Origin of the sequence: Pseudomonas sp. AM14(2022), from assembly GCF_036346455.1 — a bacterium.
Classification (GTDB): domain Bacteria; phylum Pseudomonadota; class Gammaproteobacteria; order Pseudomonadales; family Pseudomonadaceae; genus Aquipseudomonas; species Aquipseudomonas putida_A.
This window is the reverse complement of record NZ_JAOTNY010000005.1, coordinates 63780-84291: the sequence shown is the minus strand read 5'-3', so window position 1 is coordinate 84291 and position 20512 is coordinate 63780. Positions and strand designations below refer to the sequence as shown.

At 61.5% G+C, this 20512-nt stretch carries 20 protein-coding genes; 9 read left to right on the top strand and 11 right to left on the bottom strand.

Annotated features, from left to right (window positions below; genetic code table 11):
* The first annotated feature begins 22 nt into the window (after positions 1-22).
* Entirely contained in the window at positions 23-1639 is a 1617-nt protein-coding gene (locus V3W27_RS12280) for an alkaline phosphatase family protein (RefSeq protein ID WP_247268420.1), read from the top strand.
* A 107-nt stretch (positions 1640-1746) separates the two neighbouring features.
* On the opposite strand, the gene V3W27_RS12275 is transcribed toward V3W27_RS12280, so the two are convergent.
* Complete coding sequence (locus tag V3W27_RS12275) at positions 1747-2667, bottom strand: TauD/TfdA dioxygenase family protein (RefSeq protein WP_182403364.1); 921 nt, start codon at positions 2665-2667, stop codon at positions 1747-1749.
* A gap of 181 nt (positions 2668-2848) precedes the next feature.
* Between V3W27_RS12275 and V3W27_RS12270 the strand changes: the two genes are divergently transcribed.
* Positions 2849-3769, top strand: a complete 921-nt coding sequence (locus V3W27_RS12270) for a LysR family transcriptional regulator (RefSeq protein WP_330206703.1) — start codon at positions 2849-2851, stop codon at positions 3767-3769.
* A gap of 122 nt (positions 3770-3891) precedes the next feature.
* Here the strand turns inward: V3W27_RS12270 and V3W27_RS12265 are convergent, their stop codons facing one another.
* On the bottom strand, positions 3892-4905 hold the full coding sequence (locus V3W27_RS12265; protein ID WP_097086835.1) for an ABC transporter substrate-binding protein: 1014 nt from the start codon (positions 4903-4905) through the stop codon (positions 3892-3894).
* A gap of 408 nt (positions 4906-5313) precedes the next feature.
* Between V3W27_RS12265 and V3W27_RS12260 the strand changes: the two genes are divergently transcribed.
* Genes V3W27_RS12260 through V3W27_RS12250 form a run of 3 tightly spaced genes read left to right on the top strand, consistent with a single transcriptional unit; the run spans position 5314 to position 9348 of the window.
* The gene (locus V3W27_RS12260) at positions 5314-6912 is read left to right on the top strand and encodes an ABC transporter permease (protein ID WP_330206702.1); all 1599 of its coding nucleotides are present in this window, start codon (positions 5314-5316) and stop codon (positions 6910-6912) included.
* Positions 6909-7724: an ABC transporter ATP-binding protein gene (locus V3W27_RS12255; RefSeq protein WP_096796901.1), complete on the top strand. Its 816-nt coding sequence runs from the start codon at positions 6909-6911 to the stop codon at positions 7722-7724. The genes V3W27_RS12260 and V3W27_RS12255 overlap by 4 nt, the downstream gene beginning before the upstream one ends.
* Positions 7725-7737: 13 nt before the next feature.
* Positions 7738-9348, top strand: a complete 1611-nt coding sequence (locus V3W27_RS12250; RefSeq protein WP_330206701.1) for an arylsulfatase — start codon at positions 7738-7740, stop codon at positions 9346-9348.
* A 112-nt stretch (positions 9349-9460) separates the two neighbouring features.
* On the opposite strand, the gene V3W27_RS12245 is transcribed toward V3W27_RS12250, so the two are convergent.
* Positions 9461-10534, bottom strand: coding sequence for a fatty acid desaturase (locus V3W27_RS12245; protein ID WP_330206700.1), 1074 nt, complete (start codon positions 10532-10534; stop codon positions 9461-9463).
* 100 nt (positions 10535-10634) lie between these two features.
* Here V3W27_RS12245 and V3W27_RS12240 point away from each other — a divergent pair, with 100 nt between their 5' ends.
* Positions 10635-11639 carry an AraC family transcriptional regulator gene (locus V3W27_RS12240; protein WP_115988474.1) on the top strand — a complete coding sequence of 335 codons (1005 nt, stop codon included), beginning with the start codon at positions 10635-10637 and terminating at the stop codon, positions 11637-11639.
* Positions 11640-11642: 3 nt separating this feature from the next.
* Here V3W27_RS12240 and V3W27_RS12235 read toward each other — a convergent pair whose 3' ends face one another.
* The 4 genes from V3W27_RS12235 to V3W27_RS12220 form a co-directional block, all read right to left on the bottom strand.
* A complete protein-coding gene (locus V3W27_RS12235) occupies positions 11643-12866 on the bottom strand; it encodes a type II toxin-antitoxin system HipA family toxin (RefSeq protein ID WP_330206699.1) in 1224 nt (407 codons plus the stop codon).
* The gene (locus tag V3W27_RS12230; protein ID WP_007963482.1) at positions 12859-13107 is read right to left on the bottom strand and encodes a helix-turn-helix domain-containing protein; all 249 of its coding nucleotides are present in this window, start codon (positions 13105-13107) and stop codon (positions 12859-12861) included. Before V3W27_RS12230 ends, V3W27_RS12235 begins: the two co-directional genes overlap by 8 nt.
* Positions 13108-13220: 113 nt before the next feature.
* On the bottom strand, positions 13221-14609 hold the full coding sequence (locus V3W27_RS12225; RefSeq protein ID WP_330206698.1) for a heavy metal sensor histidine kinase: 1389 nt from the start codon (positions 14607-14609) through the stop codon (positions 13221-13223).
* Entirely contained in the window at positions 14599-15279 is a 681-nt protein-coding gene (locus tag V3W27_RS12220; protein WP_027611153.1) for a heavy metal response regulator transcription factor, read from the bottom strand. Before V3W27_RS12220 ends, V3W27_RS12225 begins: the two co-directional genes overlap by 11 nt.
* A 136-nt stretch (positions 15280-15415) precedes the next feature.
* Between V3W27_RS12220 and V3W27_RS12215 the strand changes: the two genes are divergently transcribed.
* Both V3W27_RS12215 and uraH read left to right on the top strand, forming a co-directional pair.
* The gene (locus tag V3W27_RS12215; RefSeq protein WP_330206697.1) at positions 15416-15901 is read left to right on the top strand and encodes a GlcG/HbpS family heme-binding protein; all 486 of its coding nucleotides are present in this window, start codon (positions 15416-15418) and stop codon (positions 15899-15901) included.
* Positions 15902-15912: 11 nt separating this feature from the next.
* Positions 15913-16323 (top strand): hydroxyisourate hydrolase, encoded by a 411-nt coding sequence (gene uraH / locus V3W27_RS12210; RefSeq protein ID WP_330206696.1) that lies wholly within the window; start codon positions 15913-15915, stop codon positions 16321-16323.
* A 122-nt stretch (positions 16324-16445) separates the two neighbouring features.
* Here uraH and V3W27_RS12205 read toward each other — a convergent pair whose 3' ends face one another.
* The gene (locus V3W27_RS12205; RefSeq protein ID WP_247268430.1) at positions 16446-17123 is read right to left on the bottom strand and encodes a Crp/Fnr family transcriptional regulator; all 678 of its coding nucleotides are present in this window, start codon (positions 17121-17123) and stop codon (positions 16446-16448) included.
* Positions 17124-17205: 82 nt separating this feature from the next.
* Between V3W27_RS12205 and V3W27_RS12200 the strand changes: the two genes are divergently transcribed.
* Positions 17206-17730, top strand: a complete 525-nt coding sequence (locus V3W27_RS12200) for an Mpo1 family 2-hydroxy fatty acid dioxygenase (protein WP_096796908.1) — start codon at positions 17206-17208, stop codon at positions 17728-17730.
* Between the two features lie 81 nt (positions 17731-17811).
* Here the strand turns inward: V3W27_RS12200 and V3W27_RS12195 are convergent, their stop codons facing one another.
* The 3 genes from V3W27_RS12195 to cysT are packed head-to-tail and all read right to left on the bottom strand — an operon-like array spanning position 17812 to position 20509.
* Positions 17812-18801 carry a sulfate/molybdate ABC transporter ATP-binding protein gene (locus V3W27_RS12195; RefSeq protein WP_003220514.1) on the bottom strand — a complete coding sequence of 330 codons (990 nt, stop codon included), beginning with the start codon at positions 18799-18801 and terminating at the stop codon, positions 17812-17814.
* Positions 18802-18804: 3 nt separating this feature from the next.
* Positions 18805-19677 carry a sulfate ABC transporter permease subunit CysW gene (gene cysW / locus V3W27_RS12190; RefSeq protein WP_003220512.1) on the bottom strand — a complete coding sequence of 291 codons (873 nt, stop codon included), beginning with the start codon at positions 19675-19677 and terminating at the stop codon, positions 18805-18807.
* A gap of 13 nt (positions 19678-19690) precedes the next feature.
* The gene (cysT, locus tag V3W27_RS12185) at positions 19691-20509 is read right to left on the bottom strand and encodes a sulfate ABC transporter permease subunit CysT (RefSeq protein WP_007952818.1); all 819 of its coding nucleotides are present in this window, start codon (positions 20507-20509) and stop codon (positions 19691-19693) included.
* Between the last annotated feature and the right edge of the window lie 3 nt (positions 20510-20512).

The window sequence follows — 20512 nt, the reverse complement described above, 5'->3', positions numbered from 1 at the left end:
GTCTTTCTGACCGGTGAACCCCATGTCCAACCCGCAAAACCCTGTGCGTAACGTGCTGTACATCATGTGCGATCAGCTGCGCCGCGATTACCTGTCCTGTTACGGTCATCCGCATCTGCACACGCCAAACATCGATCGCCTGGCCGCCGCTGGCGTGCGCTTCAGCCGTGCCTACACCCAGGGCACGATCTGCGGCCCGTCGCGGATGTCGGCCTACACCGGGCGCTATGTCAGCAGCCATCAGGTCGCGTGGAACGCCGTGCCGTTGCCGCTGGAAGAACTGACGATCGGCGATTACCTGCGCCCTCACGGCATTCGCACCGCGCTGGTCGGCAAGACCCACGCCACGGCCAATGTCGACGCCTTGCAGCGTCTGGCGATCAACCCGGACAGCGCGCAGGCCGAGGTGCTCAACGAGGTCGGTTTCGAGCCGTACTTTCGCCACGACGGGATCTTCCCCGACGACCCACTGTTCGACGACAAGCGCGAATCCGCGCCCTACACCCATTACCTGCGCGAGCAGGGCTTCGACGGGCGCAACCCCTGGCACGACTGGGCCAACGCCGCCGAAGGCGAGAACGGCGAAATCCTCAGCGGCTGGCAGATGCGTCATGCGCATTTGCCAGCGCGAATTCCCGAGCAGTTCTCAGAGACTGTCTACACTACAAATCGAGCCATCGACTTCATCACCGAGCAAGGTGAGAAATCCTGGTGTTTACACCTCTCCTACATCAAACCGCACTGGCCCTACATCGTACCGGCGCCATACCACGCCTTGTACAGTACGAAATCGATTCTCGAACCGGTCCGCGCGACGCCCTCCGAAGCGAGCAAACACCCCGTATACGCGGCGTTTCGCCAGCATGAGGAAAGCCTCAACTTCTCCCGTGATTCAGTACGATTGAATGTAATCCCCACCTACATGGGCCTGATCAAGCAAGTGGATGATCAGCTCGGGCGGCTGTTCGATTTTCTGCAGAGCAACGGTCGTTGGGATGACACCTTGATCGTGTTCACCAGCGATCACGGCGACTTTCTCGGCGACCACTGGCTGGGCGAGAAGGAGTTTTTGCTGGAACAGGCAGTGGGCGTGCCCCTGATCGTGCGCGACCCGCGCGCCGCGGCGGACATCACTCGGGGCACGGTGGATGAGCGGCTGGCGGAAACCATTGATGCCTTGCCAACGTTTCTCCAGGCGCTGGGCCTTGCGGGCGCCGAGCATCGGCTGGAAGGACACTCGCTGATCCCGCTGTTGCACGGGGAAAATCCCGACTGGCGCCGCTACGCCATCAGCGAATACGACTACGCCTTTCAGGCCCCGGCACGCGAGCGACTTGGCCAGCCGATCGACCGTTGCCGCATGACCATGGTGCGCAGCGAGCGCTGGAAATACCTGGCGTACGACGGCTTCCGGCCGCAGTTGTTTGATCTGCTGAATGATCCGCAGGAGCTGCGCGATCTGGGTGAGGATCCGGCCTACGCGGCGGTGCGCGAAGAGCATGCGGGGTATCTGTTCGAGTGGGTGCGCGGGTTGAAGCGGCGGACCACGATCAGTCATCAGGAGATTGATTTGCGTGGACAGCGGTTTCGCTATGGCGAGCCGGAGACCGAGAAGGTCGTGCAAATCGGTGTGTGGTAGTTAAAAGCATCGCTGGCAAGCCAGCTCCCACAGGTTTTGCGTTGTTCACATCCTTTGTGTCCAACACAAATCTCTGTGGGAGCTGGCTTGCGAGCGATGGGGCCTTATCAAACGCCGACGATATCCGCACCTTTAATGGTTTGACTACGCTGCCCCGAAGCCCCGACCGGCACCTCACCCTTGAGCGTCACCCGGCGCACGATGCGATCCTGAGTGCCGTAATCATCAATCGCATAATGCTGGGTCGAACGGTTATCCCAGATCGCCACATCACCCGCCTTCCAGCGCCAGCGCACGGTGTTTTCCTGACGAATCACATGGCTCTGCAACAGGCCGAACAGGTGTGCCGAATCGGCTTGCGAATACCCCTTGATGCGTTTGACGAAGTGCCCCAGCAACAAACTTTTCTCGCCGCTGATCGGATGCACACGCACCACCGGATGCTCGGTCTCGTAGACAGTCGAGGTGAAGACCTTGCGATAGCGCTCCAACTTCTCCGCCGACACGTCCGGCTTGGCCCCGGCGTAGTCGTATTCATTGCTGTGCACGGCGACCAGTTTGTCCGCCAGCTCACGCAGCTCGCTCGGAAGTTCGTTGTAGGCGGTCGCGGTGTTGGCCCACAGCGTGTCGCCACCGAAGGCCGGCGCCACCACCGAGCGCAGGATCGAGGCTTTCGGGTAGGCGTCGACGAAGGTCACGTCAGTGTGCCAGGAGTTGGCGCGCTGGCCTTCGGCCCCGTCCAGCTCCAGCAGATAACGCGTGCCTTCACGCACCGGTACGGTCGGATGCGCCACCGGCTCGCCGAGCAGATGGGCGAAGGCTTCCTGGCGCTGATCGTCGAGCTGGGTCTGCTCGCGGAAGAACACCACCTTGTACTGGATCAGCGCTTGCTGAATGGCTTCGACCGTGGCGGCGTCCAGTTCACCGGACAGGTGCACGCCACGAATCTCGGCGCCGATACGGCCGGCCACCGGATGGATTTCCAGCGCGTGGACAGCAGGTTTTACAGCGAGTGCGGCATTGCTCATGGGTAGACCCTCATCGACTGCTTGCGGTTAGGCGGCAGCGAAACATCGCTCTATCTATATTCCATTTACATCTAATAGATATTCACATGCTTCGTTGACGGAATAAGAGCTTGCATTTAAAACCTCAAGCAACCCTCGTCGCAAATGCCTTCGAGCTATTTTTAGGATGCCGGAAAAGCATATGGATCTTCGCCAGTTGCGCTACTTCATCGCCCTCAACGAACACCGCAGTTTTGTCCGTGCGGCGGACGCGATGGGCATCACTCAACCGGCATTCAGCCGCAGCATTCAAGGGCTGGAGCAGGAGTTCGGCTGCGTGCTGGTGGATCGCGGCAACAAGGATCTGCGCCCGACGCCCGAAGGCCAGGTGGTGCTGCAACACGCCCTGACCCTGGTGCAAGGCGCGGCGCTGCTCAGCGCGGAAGTGACGCAGATGACCAAGCTCGATGCCGGTGAACTGCACTTCGGCTGCGGCCCGGCCCCGGCGGTGAAACTGGTGCCGGATGCGGTGGCGCAATTCATCAACGCGCACCCGAAAGTGCGCACCTGTTTTCAGGTGGATAACTGGGAAAAACTCAGCCGTGCGCTGAGCCGTGAAGAGATCGAATTCTTCATCGCCGACATCCGCCACTTCGAAGCCGACCCGAACTTCCAGACCCAGGCCCTGACGCCCAAGCGCGGGGTGTTTTTCTGCCGTCCCGGGCACCCGCTGCTGGCCAAGGAGAGCCTGTCGACCAACGACATGTTCGACTACCCGCTGGCGACCACATTGATCCCGCCGGGGATTCGCAAACTGCTGGCGAACCTCAGCGGCCGGATCGACTTTTCGCCGACCATCGAGACCGAGCATTTCCCGGCGCTGGTGAAAGTGGTGCTGCAATCGAATGCCATCGGCATCGGTACGGAAGAGGCGTTTTACGAGGACATTGCTCAGGGTTCGCTGGCGCTGCTGCACTGGCGCAACCTGCCGCAGAATCTGGAGAGCATGAACGCGCGCTGCGGGATTGTCAGTCGTACCGGGTTTCGCTTGTCGCCGGCAGCCAGAGCGATGATCGAGACATTGGTGGCGGTGGATAAGCAGGAAGTCTGCGTCGCGGTTTGAGGACGCCTTCGCGAGCAAGCCCGCTCCCACGGTGAATTGTGGTGAACACAGATTTTGTATTCACGCCGATCCACTGTGGGAGCGGGCTTGCTCGCGAAGAGGCCCGTCCAGACACTGGAGATTCAGAGCTTGGCCGCCGCCAGTTCAGGCGCCACCCAATCACTGACCTTGAACGGCTTGCGAATCAGCTTCTGCTGCGCCGCCAGGTCTACCGAGTCCTGCAACTTGCCGAGGAACACCGGGTCCAGCGTCGACGGGAACACTTCGCTGAGTTTCTGATCCTGAAGGTCCTGGGTCAGGATCACCGGTGGATAACTCGCCAGCCCCGACACCAATTGCACGTAGGCAGCCTTGTTGCTGTCCTGAGTCAGCCACTCAACCGCCTGCTGCTGCGCCTTGAGCAGTTTTGCCACGACCTCCGGGTGCCCGTCGACGAACTTGCCGGTGCCAACCAGCACCGATTGCACACTACCGGCACCACCCAGATCCTTGGTGTTCAGCGGCAATTCCGCCAGCCCCTTGGCTTGCAGTGCCGTCAGCCCTGAGCTGCCCCACGACGCGTCGATCTGTTTCGCCGCCAGTGCCGCGACCGCGCCGCTGAAGTCGAGATTGATCACTTTCAGGTCCTTCTCGCTCAAGCCCTGACTGGCCAGCGCCGCATCAAACGACAGCTGCGTGGCGGTGCCACGGAAGATCGCCACGCGCTTGCCTTTCAGATCCTGCAGGGTCTTGATCCCCGACCCCGGCACCACGCCCAGATATTGTTTCACCCCACGCGCACTGGCGCTGAGCAAACGCGTGTCGAGGCCATTGGACTTGCCGATGATCGCCGCCAGGTCGCCCAGATATGCCAGATCGACCTGACCATTGGCAAACGCTTCGTTGATCACCGGCCCGGCGCCCTTGAAGAAGCTCCACTGAATCTTGATGCCCTGATCGGCGAAGGCTTTTTCGAAGATCTGCTGGTCACGCAGCACGTCCACCACACCGCCGCCGCTGTGCTGGGTGCCGGCGCTCAGGTCAGGCACGGCGATCCTGATTTCCTTGAGTTCGTCAGCCTGCGCGTTAAACGCCAGCAGGCCCGCCAGTGCCGGAATGGCAAACAGACTGAAGACTCGTTTGAAGGGAAGGTTCATGGGTACGGCTCCTAGATCACGACAGGCGTTGAGGAGCCGAAAGTAGGCCGAAGCATGACCTTCGCTTAAATACTATAAATGCACATTTTTATAGCCTTTAGCGCTAAGCGTGAAATCACGCGGGCTGCAGCGGCGTATGCATTAACAGCATCGAAAATATTCTTCGAATGCATTGGATGCGCGTCGCGCTGCAAGCCTTAAATGGTCTGGCTTATCTCTCAATAGAATTGATTTGAATTTTTATAGATCGATTTTGCATACACCGCTAGCCAATTGTGGGAGCGGGCTTGCTCGCGAAGAGGCCGTGTCATTCACCATCATCGGTGCCTGACACTCCGTCTTCGTGAGCAAGCCCACTCCCACACAGGCACAGCGGTTCGCCATGCAACCCGACAACGGAGGTCACCCATGGCCCGTGATTCCCTGCTCAGCCTGCCGCTGCCCGCGCCGCCCCTGAAAAGCCGGCGCGCGTGGCCGAGCCTCAACCAACGTCTGTTGCCATGGCTGTTGCCGATCAGCCTGTTCGCTCTGTGGTGGCTGGCCGCACGCAATCAATGGATGAGCGAGCAGATCCTGCCGGCGCCATCGCTGGTGTGGAACAGCGCCATCGAGCTGTCCCAAGGCGAGTTGTGGAGTCATTTGTGGATCAGCCTGCAACGTCTGCTCTGGGGCTTGCTGGCAGGGATCTCAGCTGGTGCGCTGCTGGGTGCCGCGCTGGGCTTCAGCCGGCGTCTCGAACGCCTGGTCTTCCCGACGTTCGCCGGTCTGGCACAGGTACCGACGCTGGCGTGGATTCCGCTGTTCATGGTGTTTTTCGGCATCGGCGAAGTGCTGAAACTGGTGGTGCTGATCAAGGCCATCGTGGTGCCGGTGACCCTGCACACCCTGGTCGGCGTTCGTGATGCGCAACCGAAACTGCGCGAAGCCGCCGCCGTATTGCGCCTGCCGTCGTATTTGCTGATCCGGCGCCTGGTGCTGCCCGCTGCACTGCCGGCGTTCATGGCCGGCGTGCGCCTGGCCCTGGCCGCTGGCTGGACTTCATTGCTGGCGGTGGAGCTGTTGGCGTCCAGCGAAGGCATCGGCTACCTGATGGTCTGGGCACGGCAACTGTTCATGCTCGACATCGTGTTCGTGTGCATCGTGGTCATCGGTGTACTCGGTGTGGCGATGGATCGCGGCATCGGTTTTCTCGACCGCAAACTGGTGCACTGGCCGCACCCGGCGACTGCGGAAATCCGCCGAGGCCCACGTTATCAAGGCTGGCAACGGCTGCAACCGTGGCTGTTGCCGCTGAGCCTGATCGGCTTGTGGCAAGTGGCGAGCGATCAGCAGTGGGTCGATGTGAATATTCTGGTCAGCCCGCTGGCGGTACTGGAAACGACCAGGAACGGTCTGCTCGACGGCACGCTGATCAGCGGCATGGCCTTGAGCCTCGGTCGTACCCTTGGCGGGTTGCTGCTGGGCGGCGGACTCGGTTTCGCCCTCGGCCTGTTGCTGGGTCTGTCGCGCACCAGCGAACGGCTGCTCGGCCCGACTCTCGCCGCCATTCGCCAGATCGCGATTTTCGCCTGGGTGCCGCTGCTCACCGCGTGGTTCGGATTGGGTGAATTGGCGAAGTGGGTGTTCGTCGCCCTCGCCGCGTTTTTCCCGCTGTTCATCGCCACCCAGCGCAGCGTCGCCAACCTCTCGCCACAACTCAACGAAGCCGCGCAGGTGCTGCGCCTGAGCCTCGGCCAGCGCCTGCGTCGTCTGGTGCTGCCGGGTGCGGCGCCGGGGATTTTCGCCGGGCTGCGCCTGAGTCTGATCTACGCCTGGCTCGGCACCATCGGCGCCGAATATTTCATGCCGTCCAACGGCGGCATCGGCAGCCAGATGATCGGCGCCCAACAACTGCTGCGCATGGACCTGATCATGGCCGGGATGCTGCTGGTCGGCCTCACCGGCGCCCTGCTCAACCTCATCGGCCAACGCCTGGAAATTCGCGCTACTCGCTGGAGACACGCATGAACGCACCGATTGTCAGCTTCACCCATGTAGGCAAATCCTTCGACGTTGACGGTTTCGAACTGGAGGCGATTCGCGAATTCAACCTCGACATCGCCGAGGGCGAATTTGTCGCCATCGTCGGGTCCAGCGGTTGCGGCAAATCCACCTTGCTGCGTTTGCTGGTGGGTCTGGATACGCAGTTTCGCGGGCAGATCAGCGTCGATGGCAAAGCCGTCAACGGCATCGGCGGCGAGCGCGGCATCGTGTTTCAGGAGCATCGGCTGTTCCCGTGGCTGACCGTGGCCGACAACATCGGTCTGGGCCTGGTCAACGAGCCGCTGAGCACCGCCGAAAAGCAGCAGCGCATCAACGATTTCATCGATCTGGTCGGCCTGCGCGATTTCACCCGCGCCTATCCGCACCAGCTCTCCGGCGGCATGGCCCAGCGCGTGGCGATTGCTCGCGGACTGGTCGCCAGCCCACGGATTCTGCTGCTCGACGAACCCTTCGGCGCACTCGATGCGCTGACCCGCCAGCAGATGCAGGACGAGCTACTGGCGATCCGCGACCGGGCGAAAATCACCACGATCCTCGTCACCCACGACGTCGAAGAAGCGATCTTTCTCGCCGATCGCGTGGTGGTGATGGAGCCGCGTCCGGGACGGATCAAGCAAGTGGTCGACATCGCCTTGCCGCACCCGCGTCAGCGCAGCAGTTTCGACTTCCATCAGCTGCGCGAAGAGCTGCTGCACGAACTGACCAGTGACGACCATTACCAACCGAGCCTGCCGGTCCAGATCCGCGATCTGCCGCTGTCGTTCATTGCCTGCTGAGAGGAGCTTTTCGATGCCGCAACGCCCCAACTTTCTGGTGATTCTGGCCGACGATCTCGGCTTCTCCGACATCGGCGCCTTCGGTGGCGAAATCGCCACGCCGAACCTCGATGCCCTGGCCAATAACGGCCTGCGCCTGACCGATTTCCACACCGCACCGACCTGCTCGCCAACCCGTTCGATGCTGCTGACCGGCACCGACCACCACATCGCCGGCATCGGCACCATGGCCGAAGCGCTGACCCCGGAGCTGATCGGCAAACCGGGTTACGAAGGCTACCTCAACGACCGCGTCGTCGCCCTGCCGGAGCTGCTGCGCGAGGCCGGTTATCAGACGTTGATGAGCGGCAAATGGCACCTCGGCCTGACTGCTGAACTGGCACCGCAGGCTCGTGGTTTCGAGCGTTCGTTCTCGCTGCTGCCGGGTGCGGCCAACCATTATGGTTTCGAGCCGACCTACGATGAACACACCCCTGGCCTGCTGAAATCGACCCCGGCGCTGTACATCGAAGACGACACCTTTATCGATGAACTGCCCAAGGATTTCTACTCGTCCGATGCCTTCGGCGACAAGCTGCTGCAGTACCTCAAGGAACGCGATCAGAGCCGGCCATTCTTCGCTTATCTGCCCTTCTCCGCACCGCACTGGCCGTTGCAGGCACCGGCTGACATCGTCGAAAAATACCGTGGTCGCTACGACGCCGGTCCCGAAGTCTTGCGTCTGGAACGCCTGGAAAAACTCAAGGCGCTGGGCCTGATCGAGCCGGATGTCGAGCCGCATCCGCTGATTCAACTGAACACGCAATGGGCTGCGCTGAGCGCTGAGCAACGGCAGATTTCCGCGCGGGCCATGGAGGTCTACGCGGCGATGGTCGAGCGCATGGACTGGAACATCGGCCGGGTGGTCGATTACCTGCGCCAGCAGGGCCAACTCGATAACACCTTCATCCTGTTCATGTCCGATAATGGTGCCGAGGGCGCGCTGCTGGAAGCGTTCCCCAAGTTCGGCCCGGAACTGCTGACCTACCTCAATCAGCATTACGACAACAGCCTCGACAACATCGGTCGTGCCAATTCCTATGTCTGGTACGGGCCGAGCTGGGCGCAGGTGGCGACCGCGCCGTCACGGCTGTTCAAGGCGTTCACCACTGAAGGCGGGATTCGCGTACCGGCGCTGCTGCACTATCCGCAACTGCCGATCAAAGGGCAGATCAGCCACGGCTTTGGCACGGTGATGGACATCACTCCGACGATTCTCGATCTGGCCGGCGTGCGTCATCCGGGCAAGCAATGGCACGGCAAACCGGTGGCGCCGCTGCGCGGTAAATCATGGCTGGGCTTTTTGTCCGGCGAGACGGCGCAGGTGCATGACGAGCACACCGTCACCGGTTGGGAGCTGTTTGGGCGGCGGGCGATTCGTCAGGGCTCGTGGAAAGCGGTGTGGATCCCCGGGCCGGTGGGGCCGGCGACCTGGCAGCTTTATGACTTGAGCAGGGATCCGGGGGAGATTCATGATCTGGCGGCGCATCAGCCGGACAAGCTCAGCACCCTGATCGGGCATTGGCAGAAATATGTGGAGGAGACCGGGGTAATTTTGAGTGCTTCGCCGTTTCAGCCGGATTGAGGTTGCCTGATAGATCGCTTTCGCGAGCAGGCTCGCTCCCACAAACTGGATTTGCGAATACGATCCAGTGTGGGAGCGAGCCTGCTCGCGAATAGGCCTTCACACTCACCCATCAAGCCCGGGCAGTGCGCACCTCTTCCGGCACCAATTCATCCCTGCGAACAAACCGGTTCGCCCGCCCAAACGTGCCGAAATCATTGAACCGCACGCCCATCTCGCGCATCACCTTGTGCGCCACCGGCACGGTCAGCTGCCGGATGTAAAACGGTTCCTTCACCACAAAATGGTGAATCCCGTGGCTGCTGCCGAAGTTGAAGCAGAATGCCTGCAACGGCCACAGCCACCATGGGTTCAACACCTGGCATTGCTGCAGCACGTTGCCCGCCTCGATGTCACCGTAGTAATGCATGTTCGAGCTGATGAAGTGCAGGCAAAAGGTGCGCAGCACGTTCGGGCCGATGATCACCACCGCCGCGATATCGATCACCTGCATCACCGACAGCGTGGTCGCCGACCATTCAATCGGCGAACCCATGAGGTAGGCAATGCCATTCGCCGCATGGAAGCCGAGAAACACATACCACGCGCCCCAATGCACCAGCGCCAGCGGCGCGTAAACCTTCAGGGTACGTTTGATGATGTTGATTTTGTGTGCCCAGGTCTTGGCCCTAAGCATGCGGATGAACGCCGACATCACGTTGTCACCGACCATCAGTAACCGCGCAAAACCCCAAGGCTCGCCGTTGGTGATCGCGCGTTCTTCCATGTCGGTTTCGGTGCCGGAAACCTTATGGTGGTTGAGGTGCAGATGACGACGGATCCACGGATTGATCGTGCTCGGCCGCGCCAGCCACACCAGGCCCATCATCAGGTTGTGCGGCACGCGCTGCTTGCGGAAATACATGCTGTGGATCAGGTCGTGTTCCAGCTCATGGGTCAGGGAGGCGAAAAACGCGTTGAGCAACAGGCATACCCACCACGCCATGTGGCCAGTGATGTACAGCGTCGCCGAACCGATCATCCCGGCCAGGGCGAAGGCCAGAATGCCCGCGCCGAGTGCGTCCTGGTGTTGCAAAATCGGATAGCGCTGACGCAACTCGACGCCCTTGGCCAGCACCACTTCGCGAATATGCGCTGATCGCTGGGCAGCATTGTGTCGCTGGGGACTTGCAGAAGTACGGTCCATGCTTCCATCCTCTGGTTATTGATGTTCGCATCCTGCCTTGCGAAAGCTGTATTGATGGTAGCCGTGAACGCCAACCTGTTGACCGGAAGCGCCAATCAGCATGAAGGAACCGACCTCGCTCGCCAGCTGGACCCGTGCCTTGCGCAAACAACTCGATGCGCTGGGGCTGGACAGTCTCGGCCTGTGCCAACAGGCCGGGCTCGATCCGCAGTTGATGGACGACCCGAACGCGCGTTATCCGTTGTCCGGCACCACGCGCCTGTGGCAACTGGCAGTACAGTTCAGCGGCGATCCGGCGATCGGCCTGCGAGTGTCGCGGTTCGTCAGCCCGACCACGTTCCATGCGCTGGGTTACGCGCTGGTGGCCAGCGGCAGCCTGCGTGAGGTATTCGAGCGCATCGTGCGTTATCACCCGGTGGTCAGCGATGCACTGGAACTGGAGCTGAGCCGCAGCGATGACCGCTATCTGTTTCGTCTGAAAATTCCGTCAGGCAATCCGGCGCCGGCCTTCGAAGCCATCGATGCCTTTGCCGCGATCTACGTGCGTACCTGCCGCAATCGCCTGGGTCGCGATTACGCGCCGCTGGCGGTGTACCTGCGTCGCCCGGAACCGTCCGATGCGCATCAGTGGCACAAGGTGTTCCGCGCTCCGGTGCATTTCTCCTGCGCCGAAGATCGCCTGGAGTTCGCCCTCGCCGACTTCGACAGCCACCTCGACGACGCCAACCCGGAACTGGCCGAACACAACGAAGCGGTGCTCAAGCGCACCCTGGCCCAGCTCCAACCGCTGACCTGGGAGCGCAAGGTGCGCGACGCTATCGAAGAGCAACTGCCTGAAGGCGAACCTAGCGCCGAACGCATCGCCCAGGCCTTGCACCTGAGCTTGCGCAGCCTGCAACGGCACTTGGCGGATGAGGGCTGTCGCTTCGACACGCTGCTCAACGAGAGCCGCGAAAACCTCGCGCTGCTGCACCTGCGCGATCCGCAGTGTTCGTTGAGTGAAGTCAGTTACCTGCTGGGGTTTGCCGACACCAGCAGCTTCAGCCGCGCGTTCAAGCGCTGGACGGGAATGACGCCGGGGCAGTTTCGCGATCAGTTGCGCTGACCATCAGCCCTTGACCAAGCTGCGTTGCAGGCCGGATGTCCACTGTTCGATCATCGCCTCGCCTACTTCGGCAAACTCGGGATGCTTGCGACTGTATTCGGCCATTTCCTTCATCGCCATCTGCATGCCGTGAGCCACTTGTTGCAGTAATTCGTTACAACGCGCCTCGGTCAGGTTGCATGCCGTACGACCGAACCGCACCAGCATCTTGTACTTGGGCCAGGCTTTTGAACCGCCCAGCAGCAGCGCCATGCTGTCGCTCTTGATATAAACCGACGTTGTAATGATGTCGTATGCCGGCGCGAGCCTGACGGATGACTGCTCTGCACAATCTTCGTAAAGCACGCCGAAATTCTTCAGATGCGCATCACCGTTTTTCAGCCCCGCAGACAACGCGACAATCTTGAAAAACGCTTCCAGGGCAGAGCCCAGCAACTGCGGCGAAACGAATGCCTTGATCTGCCGCGCGGCACCTTCATAGGAACCGTCGTATTTGGCTTTCGACGGCCACCCGTTCAGTACACAGAAATCCTCGAAACCGAGGTCCCCCGAATCGCTCAGGTCAAAACGCTCGACCACCAGAAATTTGCCGCGCTCGCTGAGCTCGAATGTTGGCACTTCGAGGCCGCAGTGCTGTGCCGCCCACATACAGAAATATTCATTGGTTGCCAGCTGCGGATACTCTTCGGCGCGAAAGGCCTTGACCAGATGAGTCGCCCCCCGATGAGTCAGGCGATCAATCGCGGCAGCGCTGTCACGCACCAGCACTTTGGGCTGCACGCCTGACACTCCGGAATACTGACCGTAGGTCTGTAACAGATCTTCGAACAGCCCCTGAGCACCATCGTGCACCAGCAGATCGCTGAGGGATGTTGCCGGAGGCTGATCAGTCGCCGGTGTGCTGGCAATTGCCAGACGGCCGAGCTGATGGGGGCCGACGATAGCCAACAAAGCAAAATCATCGAAGCCACGCACGGCTTTACTGAAGCGCCGCATCAACTCCTCACGCAGCGCGCCTTCGGGCAAGTTCATCTCGAATACGGGGTGAATGCCATGTTCCCAGCCATAGCTGTCCAGGCGAGTGGGCATCGTCAGCGATACCGCATTGTCGGCGCTGGCATCTTCGCGATAACTGAACACACTGTCGTCGCGAATCTGCCCGCGCCCCAGCGTCCCAACCACCTGCTCACCTACACGGATTTGCAACCTGTCCGGCGTTTCAGTCATGGAAATTCACTTTTTGCAGAGTGTCGAGGGTTGGGCGATTGGACTTGCGGGGAACGGCAACCAGCTCGTAACCGAAGCCATTGAGTATCGCCTCAACCTTGCGCAGGCCGATTTCGGAGACCGTGTTGTTTTCGATCCCCGAGATGGTGGCGCGGCTCATGCCGTATTGTTGAGCCAGTGCCTGCTGAGAGAGTTTGCGCGCCTTGCGCAAGCTTCTGATCACTTCGCCGATCTGTTCCATTGCGCAAACCTGCACTGTTTACGATGCATTTATAGATAAATAAATGAAATGCATCACATGCGATGCACCAGTCACCAAACTCTAGCTGAGTTTCAGAATACTTGCACGGCGCATCATTGGCTCAGGACAAAACCCAACTCAAACACTGTGCCACTCGCATCACTGCTCACCCTGACCTGCCCGCCATGCAACAGCATGATCGACTGCACGATCGCCAGCCCCAGCCCACCGGAATCCCCAGGCTGCGCCCGTGAAGGATCGACGCGATAGAAGCGGTCGAACAGTTTGCCCAGATGTTCTGGCGCAATCGCCGGGCCGTGGTTGTGTACCTGCAACCAGCACACACCCGGCTCATCGCGGCGGCGCAGGCTGATCAGCGTGCCTTCATCGGCGTGACGCACCGCGTTGGCCAGCAGATTACCGAGGGCGCGTTGCAGCAGTTGCTGGTCGGCCAGCAGTTCGCCGTGCAACCGGTTTTCCAGTCGCAACTGGCGGTCATCGGCCAGGGCCTCGAAGTAATCGCACAGCTCGCTGCCGACGCTGTGCAGATTCAGTGTTTGCAAGTCGAGCGCGCGCTCCGCCTGTTCGGCGCGGGCGAGGAACATCAGGTTCTCGGCCATGCGTTTGAGGCGTTCGAACTCTTCCATGTTCGACGCCAGCAGCTCCTGATACTCCGCCGTGCTGCGGGGGTGGTTCAGCGCCTGGCCGTTGCTGGCGAGCAAGGTGTGCAGCGGTGTGCGGATCTCGTGAGCCAGATCGGCAGAAAACTGCGACAGCCGCTGCACGCTGTCGTCCAGCCGCGCGAGCATGCCGTTGAGCGCCTGCACCGGTTCGAGCAGTTCGGCGGGGGTGCCACTGGCGGGCAGACGCTGGTCGAGGCTGCGCAGATCAATGCCACGCACCGCCGCGCTTAACTGGCGCAACGGTTGCAGACCACGGCGCAGCAAAACCAGGCCCAGCGCGAACGCCAGCAACGCGCCAAGCCCGACGGCCAGATACAGGCGCAAGCGATAACTGGCGAGCATCTGTTCACGTTCGGTCAGTACCTTGCCCGCGATCACCGTCAGCGGTTCGCCGTTCGGCCCTTGGACGTCACCGGACAGCAGCGCCAGCTCGGCACCGTCCGGCGCCTGCCAGGTCAGCACGTCGCGACGCTGCGGCGTTTGCTCGCGTGCGATTGCGTTCAATGGCGGTAGGTCGCGCTGGCGCGGGTTGATCGCAATCACGTTCGAGCCATCGGCGCGCCGCACCAACAGCAGGCTGTCGAGGTTACCGAGCATGTTCTGATAGAGACGTGGCCGCGCCTGCAAGGCGCCGAGGCTGTCACTGTCGGCGAGCAAGGCGCGCACCTGCTCCAGACGGCCGAGCAACGCGAGGTCGTCGCGGTAGGCGATTTCCGAGTCGAGCGAGCGGTAGAGAAACACACCAATCGCACTCAACACCAACGCGCAAACCACGGCGAACGCCAGCGCCAGACGCCAGGCGATCGACCTAGACCGCATCGTCGGGCGCCTCCAGCTGATAGCCGACCCCGCGCACGGTGTGGATCAGTTTCGGCATGTACGGATCATCGACCTTGGCCCGCAAGCGGCGCACTGCAACTTCGACCATGTTGGTGTCGCTGTCGAAATTCAGGTTCCACACCTGCGAGGCGATCAGCGTGCGCGACAGCACTTCGCCCTGACGGCTGGCGAGCAATTGCAGCAAGGCAAATTCCTTGTTGGTCAGGGCAATGCGCTGACCGCCGCGACTGACCCGACGCCGTAGCACGTCGATTTCCAGGTCGGCGATGCTGTAGGACTCGGCCTCGCGCAGCGGCCCACGCCGCAGCAGGGTGCGCACCCGCGCGAGCAATTCGGCGAAGGCGAAGGGTTTGAGCAAGTAATCATCGGCGCCCAGTTCGAGGCCGCGCACGCGGTCTTCGATGGCGTCCTTGGCGGTCAGGAACAGCACCGGCGTGGCGCCGCGCTGGCGGATCAGTTGCAGCAGCTGCCAGCCATTGAGGCCCGGCAGCATCACGTCGAGGATGATCAGGTCATATTCCTGCTGCTCGATGAAATAGCGCCCATCGAGACCATTGAGCGCCACGTCCACGGCAAAACCCGACTCGCCCAGGCCCTTGGCCAGGAAATTCGCGGTTTTGGCTTCATCTTCTACGACCAGCAAACGCATGGCACACCTCGATTGATCAGGCACACAGGCTAGGCGCCTTCGGCCCGATTGCCCATTACAAACTTGTAATCCGACTGACGGGGTTCTGACGAAGAGCGGCGGCTAAGGTGATGTCCTTCGCTTTCGGAGCCTGTCCATGACCGTCAAATACCTTGCAGCCAGCCTTGCCCTCGGCCTCAGCGTCAGTATTTTCGCCGCCCCTGAACTGCAGCGCCACGCTGACCTCGATCTGAAAACCGCACGCCTGCTGGCCGACACAGCGCTGAGCAATTGCACCGCCACGGTATCGGTGCTCGACCGTGGCGGCAACTTGCTGGTAACCCTGCGCGGCGACGGCATCGGCCCGCACAACACCGCTGCCAGCCAGCGCAAGGCCTACACCGCGCTGTCGACGAAAACCCCGACCCGGCTGTTCGCCGAACGCGCCCGCAGCAATCCGGAAACCGCCAACCTCAACACCCTCGATGAGCTGCTGTTGCTCGGCGGCGGGATCCCGTTATTCGCCGCTGATGAACTGGTCGGCGCCATGGGCGTGGCCGGCTCCGGCGGCGGCGAGCAAGACGAAAGCTGTGCCATCAAGGCCGCCGAAAAGGCCGGCCTGACCCTGACCCGTTCCCAATAAGGAGACTGACCATGACCACCCTGCGCATGACCTTCGCCGCACTCGGCCTGAGTGCCTTCTCCAGCCTGTCGCTGGCCGCCGGCAACCCGCTGAGCGTGCACGTGCTCAACCTGGAAAACGGCCTGCCCTCACCGGGCGTCAACGTGACCCTGGAAAAACACGTCGGCCAGGACTGGCAGCCACTGGCTCAGGGCACCACCAACGAACAGGGGCGCATCGCCGAACTGTTCCCGGCCAAACAGCCTTTCGAGGCGGGCGAATACCGGGTGGTGTTCAAGACCGGCGAGTATTTCGAGAAGAACAAGCGCGAGACGTTTTTCCCGGAGATTCCGGTGATTTTCCAAGTGAAGCAGACTGACCAGCACTACCACATCCCGCTGCTGCTCAGCCCTTACGGTTTCTCGACCTATCGCGGCTCGTAAAAACAACAGCGATCATATGTGGGAGCGGGCTTGCTCGCGAAAGCGATGTGTCAGTGCATGATGTGCTGGCTGACACGACGCCTTCGCGAGCAAGCCCGCTCCCACAGGGATGGCAGTGTTCTTTAGAGTGTGGCCAGCGCGCGCAATCGCTCGGCATCGAGAATCTCGATCTCGCCATACCCCAACCCGATAATCCCCTGCCCCTGCAGATCCTTGAGGATCTGGTTGGTGGTCTGCCGTGACAGCGACAGCATCGACGCCAGCTGCTCCTGCGGCAGTTGCAGCACCCGGCGTGGCGCATCGATTTCACCGTAGCCCTCGGCGATCATCAGCAAGCGATGCGCCAGGCGTGCCGGGGCCGGCAGCAGGCTCAACTGTTCGAGATTGATAAAGGTCAGGCGCAGTTTGTGGCTCATCAGCAATGCCAGATGGCGCCAGTACACCGGCTGTTCGTCGAGGATTTTCAGCAGCGTGGCCTGCGGGATATTCAGCAGGCTGCACGGCCCGACCGCATACGCATCATGAGTGCGTGGCTGGCCGTCGAACAGGCAGATTTCGCCGAACCAGTGCGGCGCCTCCACCAGGCTCAGCAACGCCTCCTTGCCCTGCTCGCTCACCGCGCCGATTCGGATCGCGCCGTCGAGCACCGCGTACAGGCCGCAGGGCGGATCACCGCGCTGGAACAGGCGCTGCCCCGCCGTCAGCCGCCGCTCCCGGGCCGCCGCCAACAGACTATCCTGAAAGGATGCCGGCAGATGACTGAACCATTGCCCGGTCAGCAGCCGTGAACGCTTATCCATGATCACTCCCAATTGTCGCCTGCCTGACAGAGCGAACGCCGAACCCGAGGCATGCTGCACGCACCCTACAGGAGGAACAACAATGAAAAGCCTCGTCGACCATCTCAGTCAATACGCCGCCTACCACCGCGACCCGCGCAACATCGCCAGCCACTTTATCGGCATTCCGCTGATCGTGGTGGCGGTGGCGGTGTTGCTGTCGCGACCAGAATGGTCACTGGGCGGCTTGTGGATCTCTCCGGCGGTGCTGCTGGCGCTGGCGTCGGCGTGGTTCTACCTGCGCCTGGAACTGAAGCTGGGCGTGCTGATGACGCTGTTGATGGGGCTGTCGGTCTGGGCCGGGCACACGCTGGCGCAGCAGAGCACCATGGTCTGGCTGAGCAGCGGGCTGGCGATGTTCGTGATTGGCTGGGTGATCCAGTTTGTCGGGCACCACTATGAGGGGCGCAAACCGGCGTTCGTCGATGACGTGAGCGGGCTGATTGTCGGGCCGCTGTTTGTCGTGGCCGAAGTGGCGTTCCTGCTCGGCATGCGCCATGAGTTGAAAGAGCAGATCGAGGCGCGGGCGGGGGTGGTGCGGGTCAATCCGAATCGCGCGGCTGTGTAGAGCGCATTCGCGAGCAGGCTCGCTCCCACATTTGGAATGTATTTCCCTGTGGGAGCGAGCCTGCTCGCGAAGCTTTTGATCTTAAAGACTGGCGACTTTCTGCCAGACCTTCGGCTTGAAGAACAGCGTTTCACCCTTGGCCAGTCCGATCAGGCTGTCGTGATCCTTCACCACTTCGGCCTCGATCAGATCGGTCTGCCCTTCCACCTTCAACGTCACCCGCGTGGTCGCACCCAACGGGCGAATATCGCGCACTTCCGCGGCGTGGTGATCTTCCAGTTCATGCTTGGACAACGACACTTCGTGCGGACGGAACAGCACATGGTTGTCGTCGCTGAGCAGCAAGCGGTTCGAGTCGCCGAGGAAGTGATAAACGAAATCGCTGGCCGGGTTTTCGTAGACGTCGCCCGGTGAGCCGATCTGCTCGATCACGCCCTTGTTCATCACCACGATGCGGTCGGCGACTTCCATCGCTTCTTCCTGGTCGTGGGTCACGAACACCGAAGTCAGGTTGATGTCTTCGTGCAGGCGTGCGAGCCAGCGGCGCAGCTCTTTACGCACCTTGGCGTCGAGAGCGCCGAACGGCTCGTCGAGCAGCAGCACTTTCGGTTCCACCGCCAAGGCACGGGCCAGGGCGATACGCTGACGCTGACCGCCGGACAGTTGCTCCGGGTAGCGATCCGACAGCCAGTCCAGCTGCACCATGTTCAGCAGCTCATGCACCTTGGTGGCGATCTGGCTTTCACTCGGGCGCTGGTTTTTCGGTTTCATGCGCAGGCCGAACGCGACGTTGTCGAACACCGTCATATGCCGGAACAAGGCGTAGTGCTGGAACACGAAACCAACGTTGCGATCACGTACGTCGTGACCGGAGACGTCTTCGCCGTGAAACACGATGTTGCCCTGATCCGGGGTCTCCAGGCCGGCGATGATCCGCAGCAGCGTGGTCTTGCCGCAGCCGGACGGGCCGAGCAGCGCCACCAGTTCACCGCTGTGGATGTCCAGGCTGATGTTGTCCAGCGCCTTGAACGCATTGAAATTCTTGCTGACGTTACGCACTTCGATCGACATGAATTATTCCTCCGCGGCGCTGGCGCGCAGGCGGTTGATACGGTTTTCGCTCCACTGCTTGAGCAGCAGGATGAAGAGCGCCAGGATCAGCAACAGGCTCGCCACGGCGAACGCGGCCACGTGGTTGTATTCGTTGTAGAGGATCTCGACGTGCAGCGGCAAGGTGTTGGTCACCCCGCGAATGTGCCCGGAAACCACCGACACCGCACCGAACTCACCCATGGCCCGCGCGGTACACAGCACCACGCCATAGATCAGCCCCCACTTGATGTTGGGGACGGTGACATGCCAGAACATCTGCCAGCCATTAGCGCCGAGCAGCCGCGCGGCTTCTTCTTCCTGCGTGCCTTGTTCCTGCATCAGCGGGATCAGCTCACGGGCCACGAACGGCACGGTGACGAAGATCGTCGCCAGCACGATGCCCGGCAGGGCGAAGACGATCTGGATGTCGTGATCCTGCAGCCACGGCCCGAACAGGCCCTGAGCGCCGAACATCAGCACGTAGACCAGACCTGCGATCACCGGCGACACCGAGAACGGCAGGTCGATCAGCGTCACCAGCATGCTCTTGCCGCGGAACGAATATTTGCTCACGCACCACGCAGCGCTGACGCCGAACACCAGGTTCAGCGGCACCGAAATCAGCACGGCGATCACCGTGAGTTTCAGTGCCGACAAGGCGTCCGGTTCGAAGATCGCCGTGAAGAATGCGCCGAGGCCGTTCTTCAGACCCTGCGAGACCACGATGAACAGCGGCAGTACCAGAAACAGGAAAAAGATCAGCCAGCCGAGACCGATCAGCACGCGCCGCGAAGTAGCGCTGCCACGGCGTGCAGCGTTGGCCGAGGACGCGGCCGCAATAGACGATTGGGACATGGTTCGCGCCTCCTTATGGGGTTTCGATGCGCCGCTGCAGCAAGTTGATCAGCAGCAACAGGACGAAGGAAACCACCAGCATCAGCACGCCGATGGAAGTGGCACCGGTGTAATCGTACTGGTCGAGTTTGACCATGATCAGCAGCGGCAGGATCTCGGTTTTCATCGGCATGTTGCCGGCAATGAAAATCACCGAACCGTACTCGCCGACCCCGCGGGCGAACGCCAGGGCGAAACCGGTCAGCCAGGCGGGCAACAGCGCTGGCAGCAGGATATGGCGGAACACCTGCAACGGTTTCGCGCCGAGGCAGGCGGCGGCTTCTTCGACTTCACGGGGAATGTCAGCCAGCACCGGTTGCACCGTGCGCACCACGAACGGCAGCGTGACGAAAGTCAGCGCCAAGGTGATGCCCAACGGGGTGTAGGCGATCTTGAAACCGAGGTCGGCGGCAAACTGGCCGACCAGACCGGTCGGGGTGTACAGCGCGGTCAGGGCGATACCGGCCACCGCCGTCGGCAGGGCGAACGGCAGGTCGATCATCGCGTCGATCACCTTACGCCCGGGGAAGGTGTAGCGCACCAGCACCCAGGCCAGCAGCGTACCGATGATGCCGTTGATGATCGCCGCACACAGCGCGGTGCCGAAGCTCAGCTTCAGAGCAGCCAGCACGCGCGGTGCGGAGATGATCGTCCAGAACTGATCCCAGGTGAGTTGGGCGGCGTGGACGAACATCGCCGCCAGCGGGATAAGCACAATCAGGCTGAGGTACACCAAGGTGTAACCCAGCGTCAGCCCGAAGCCGGGTATGACGGGGGAGATACGACGCGACATAAA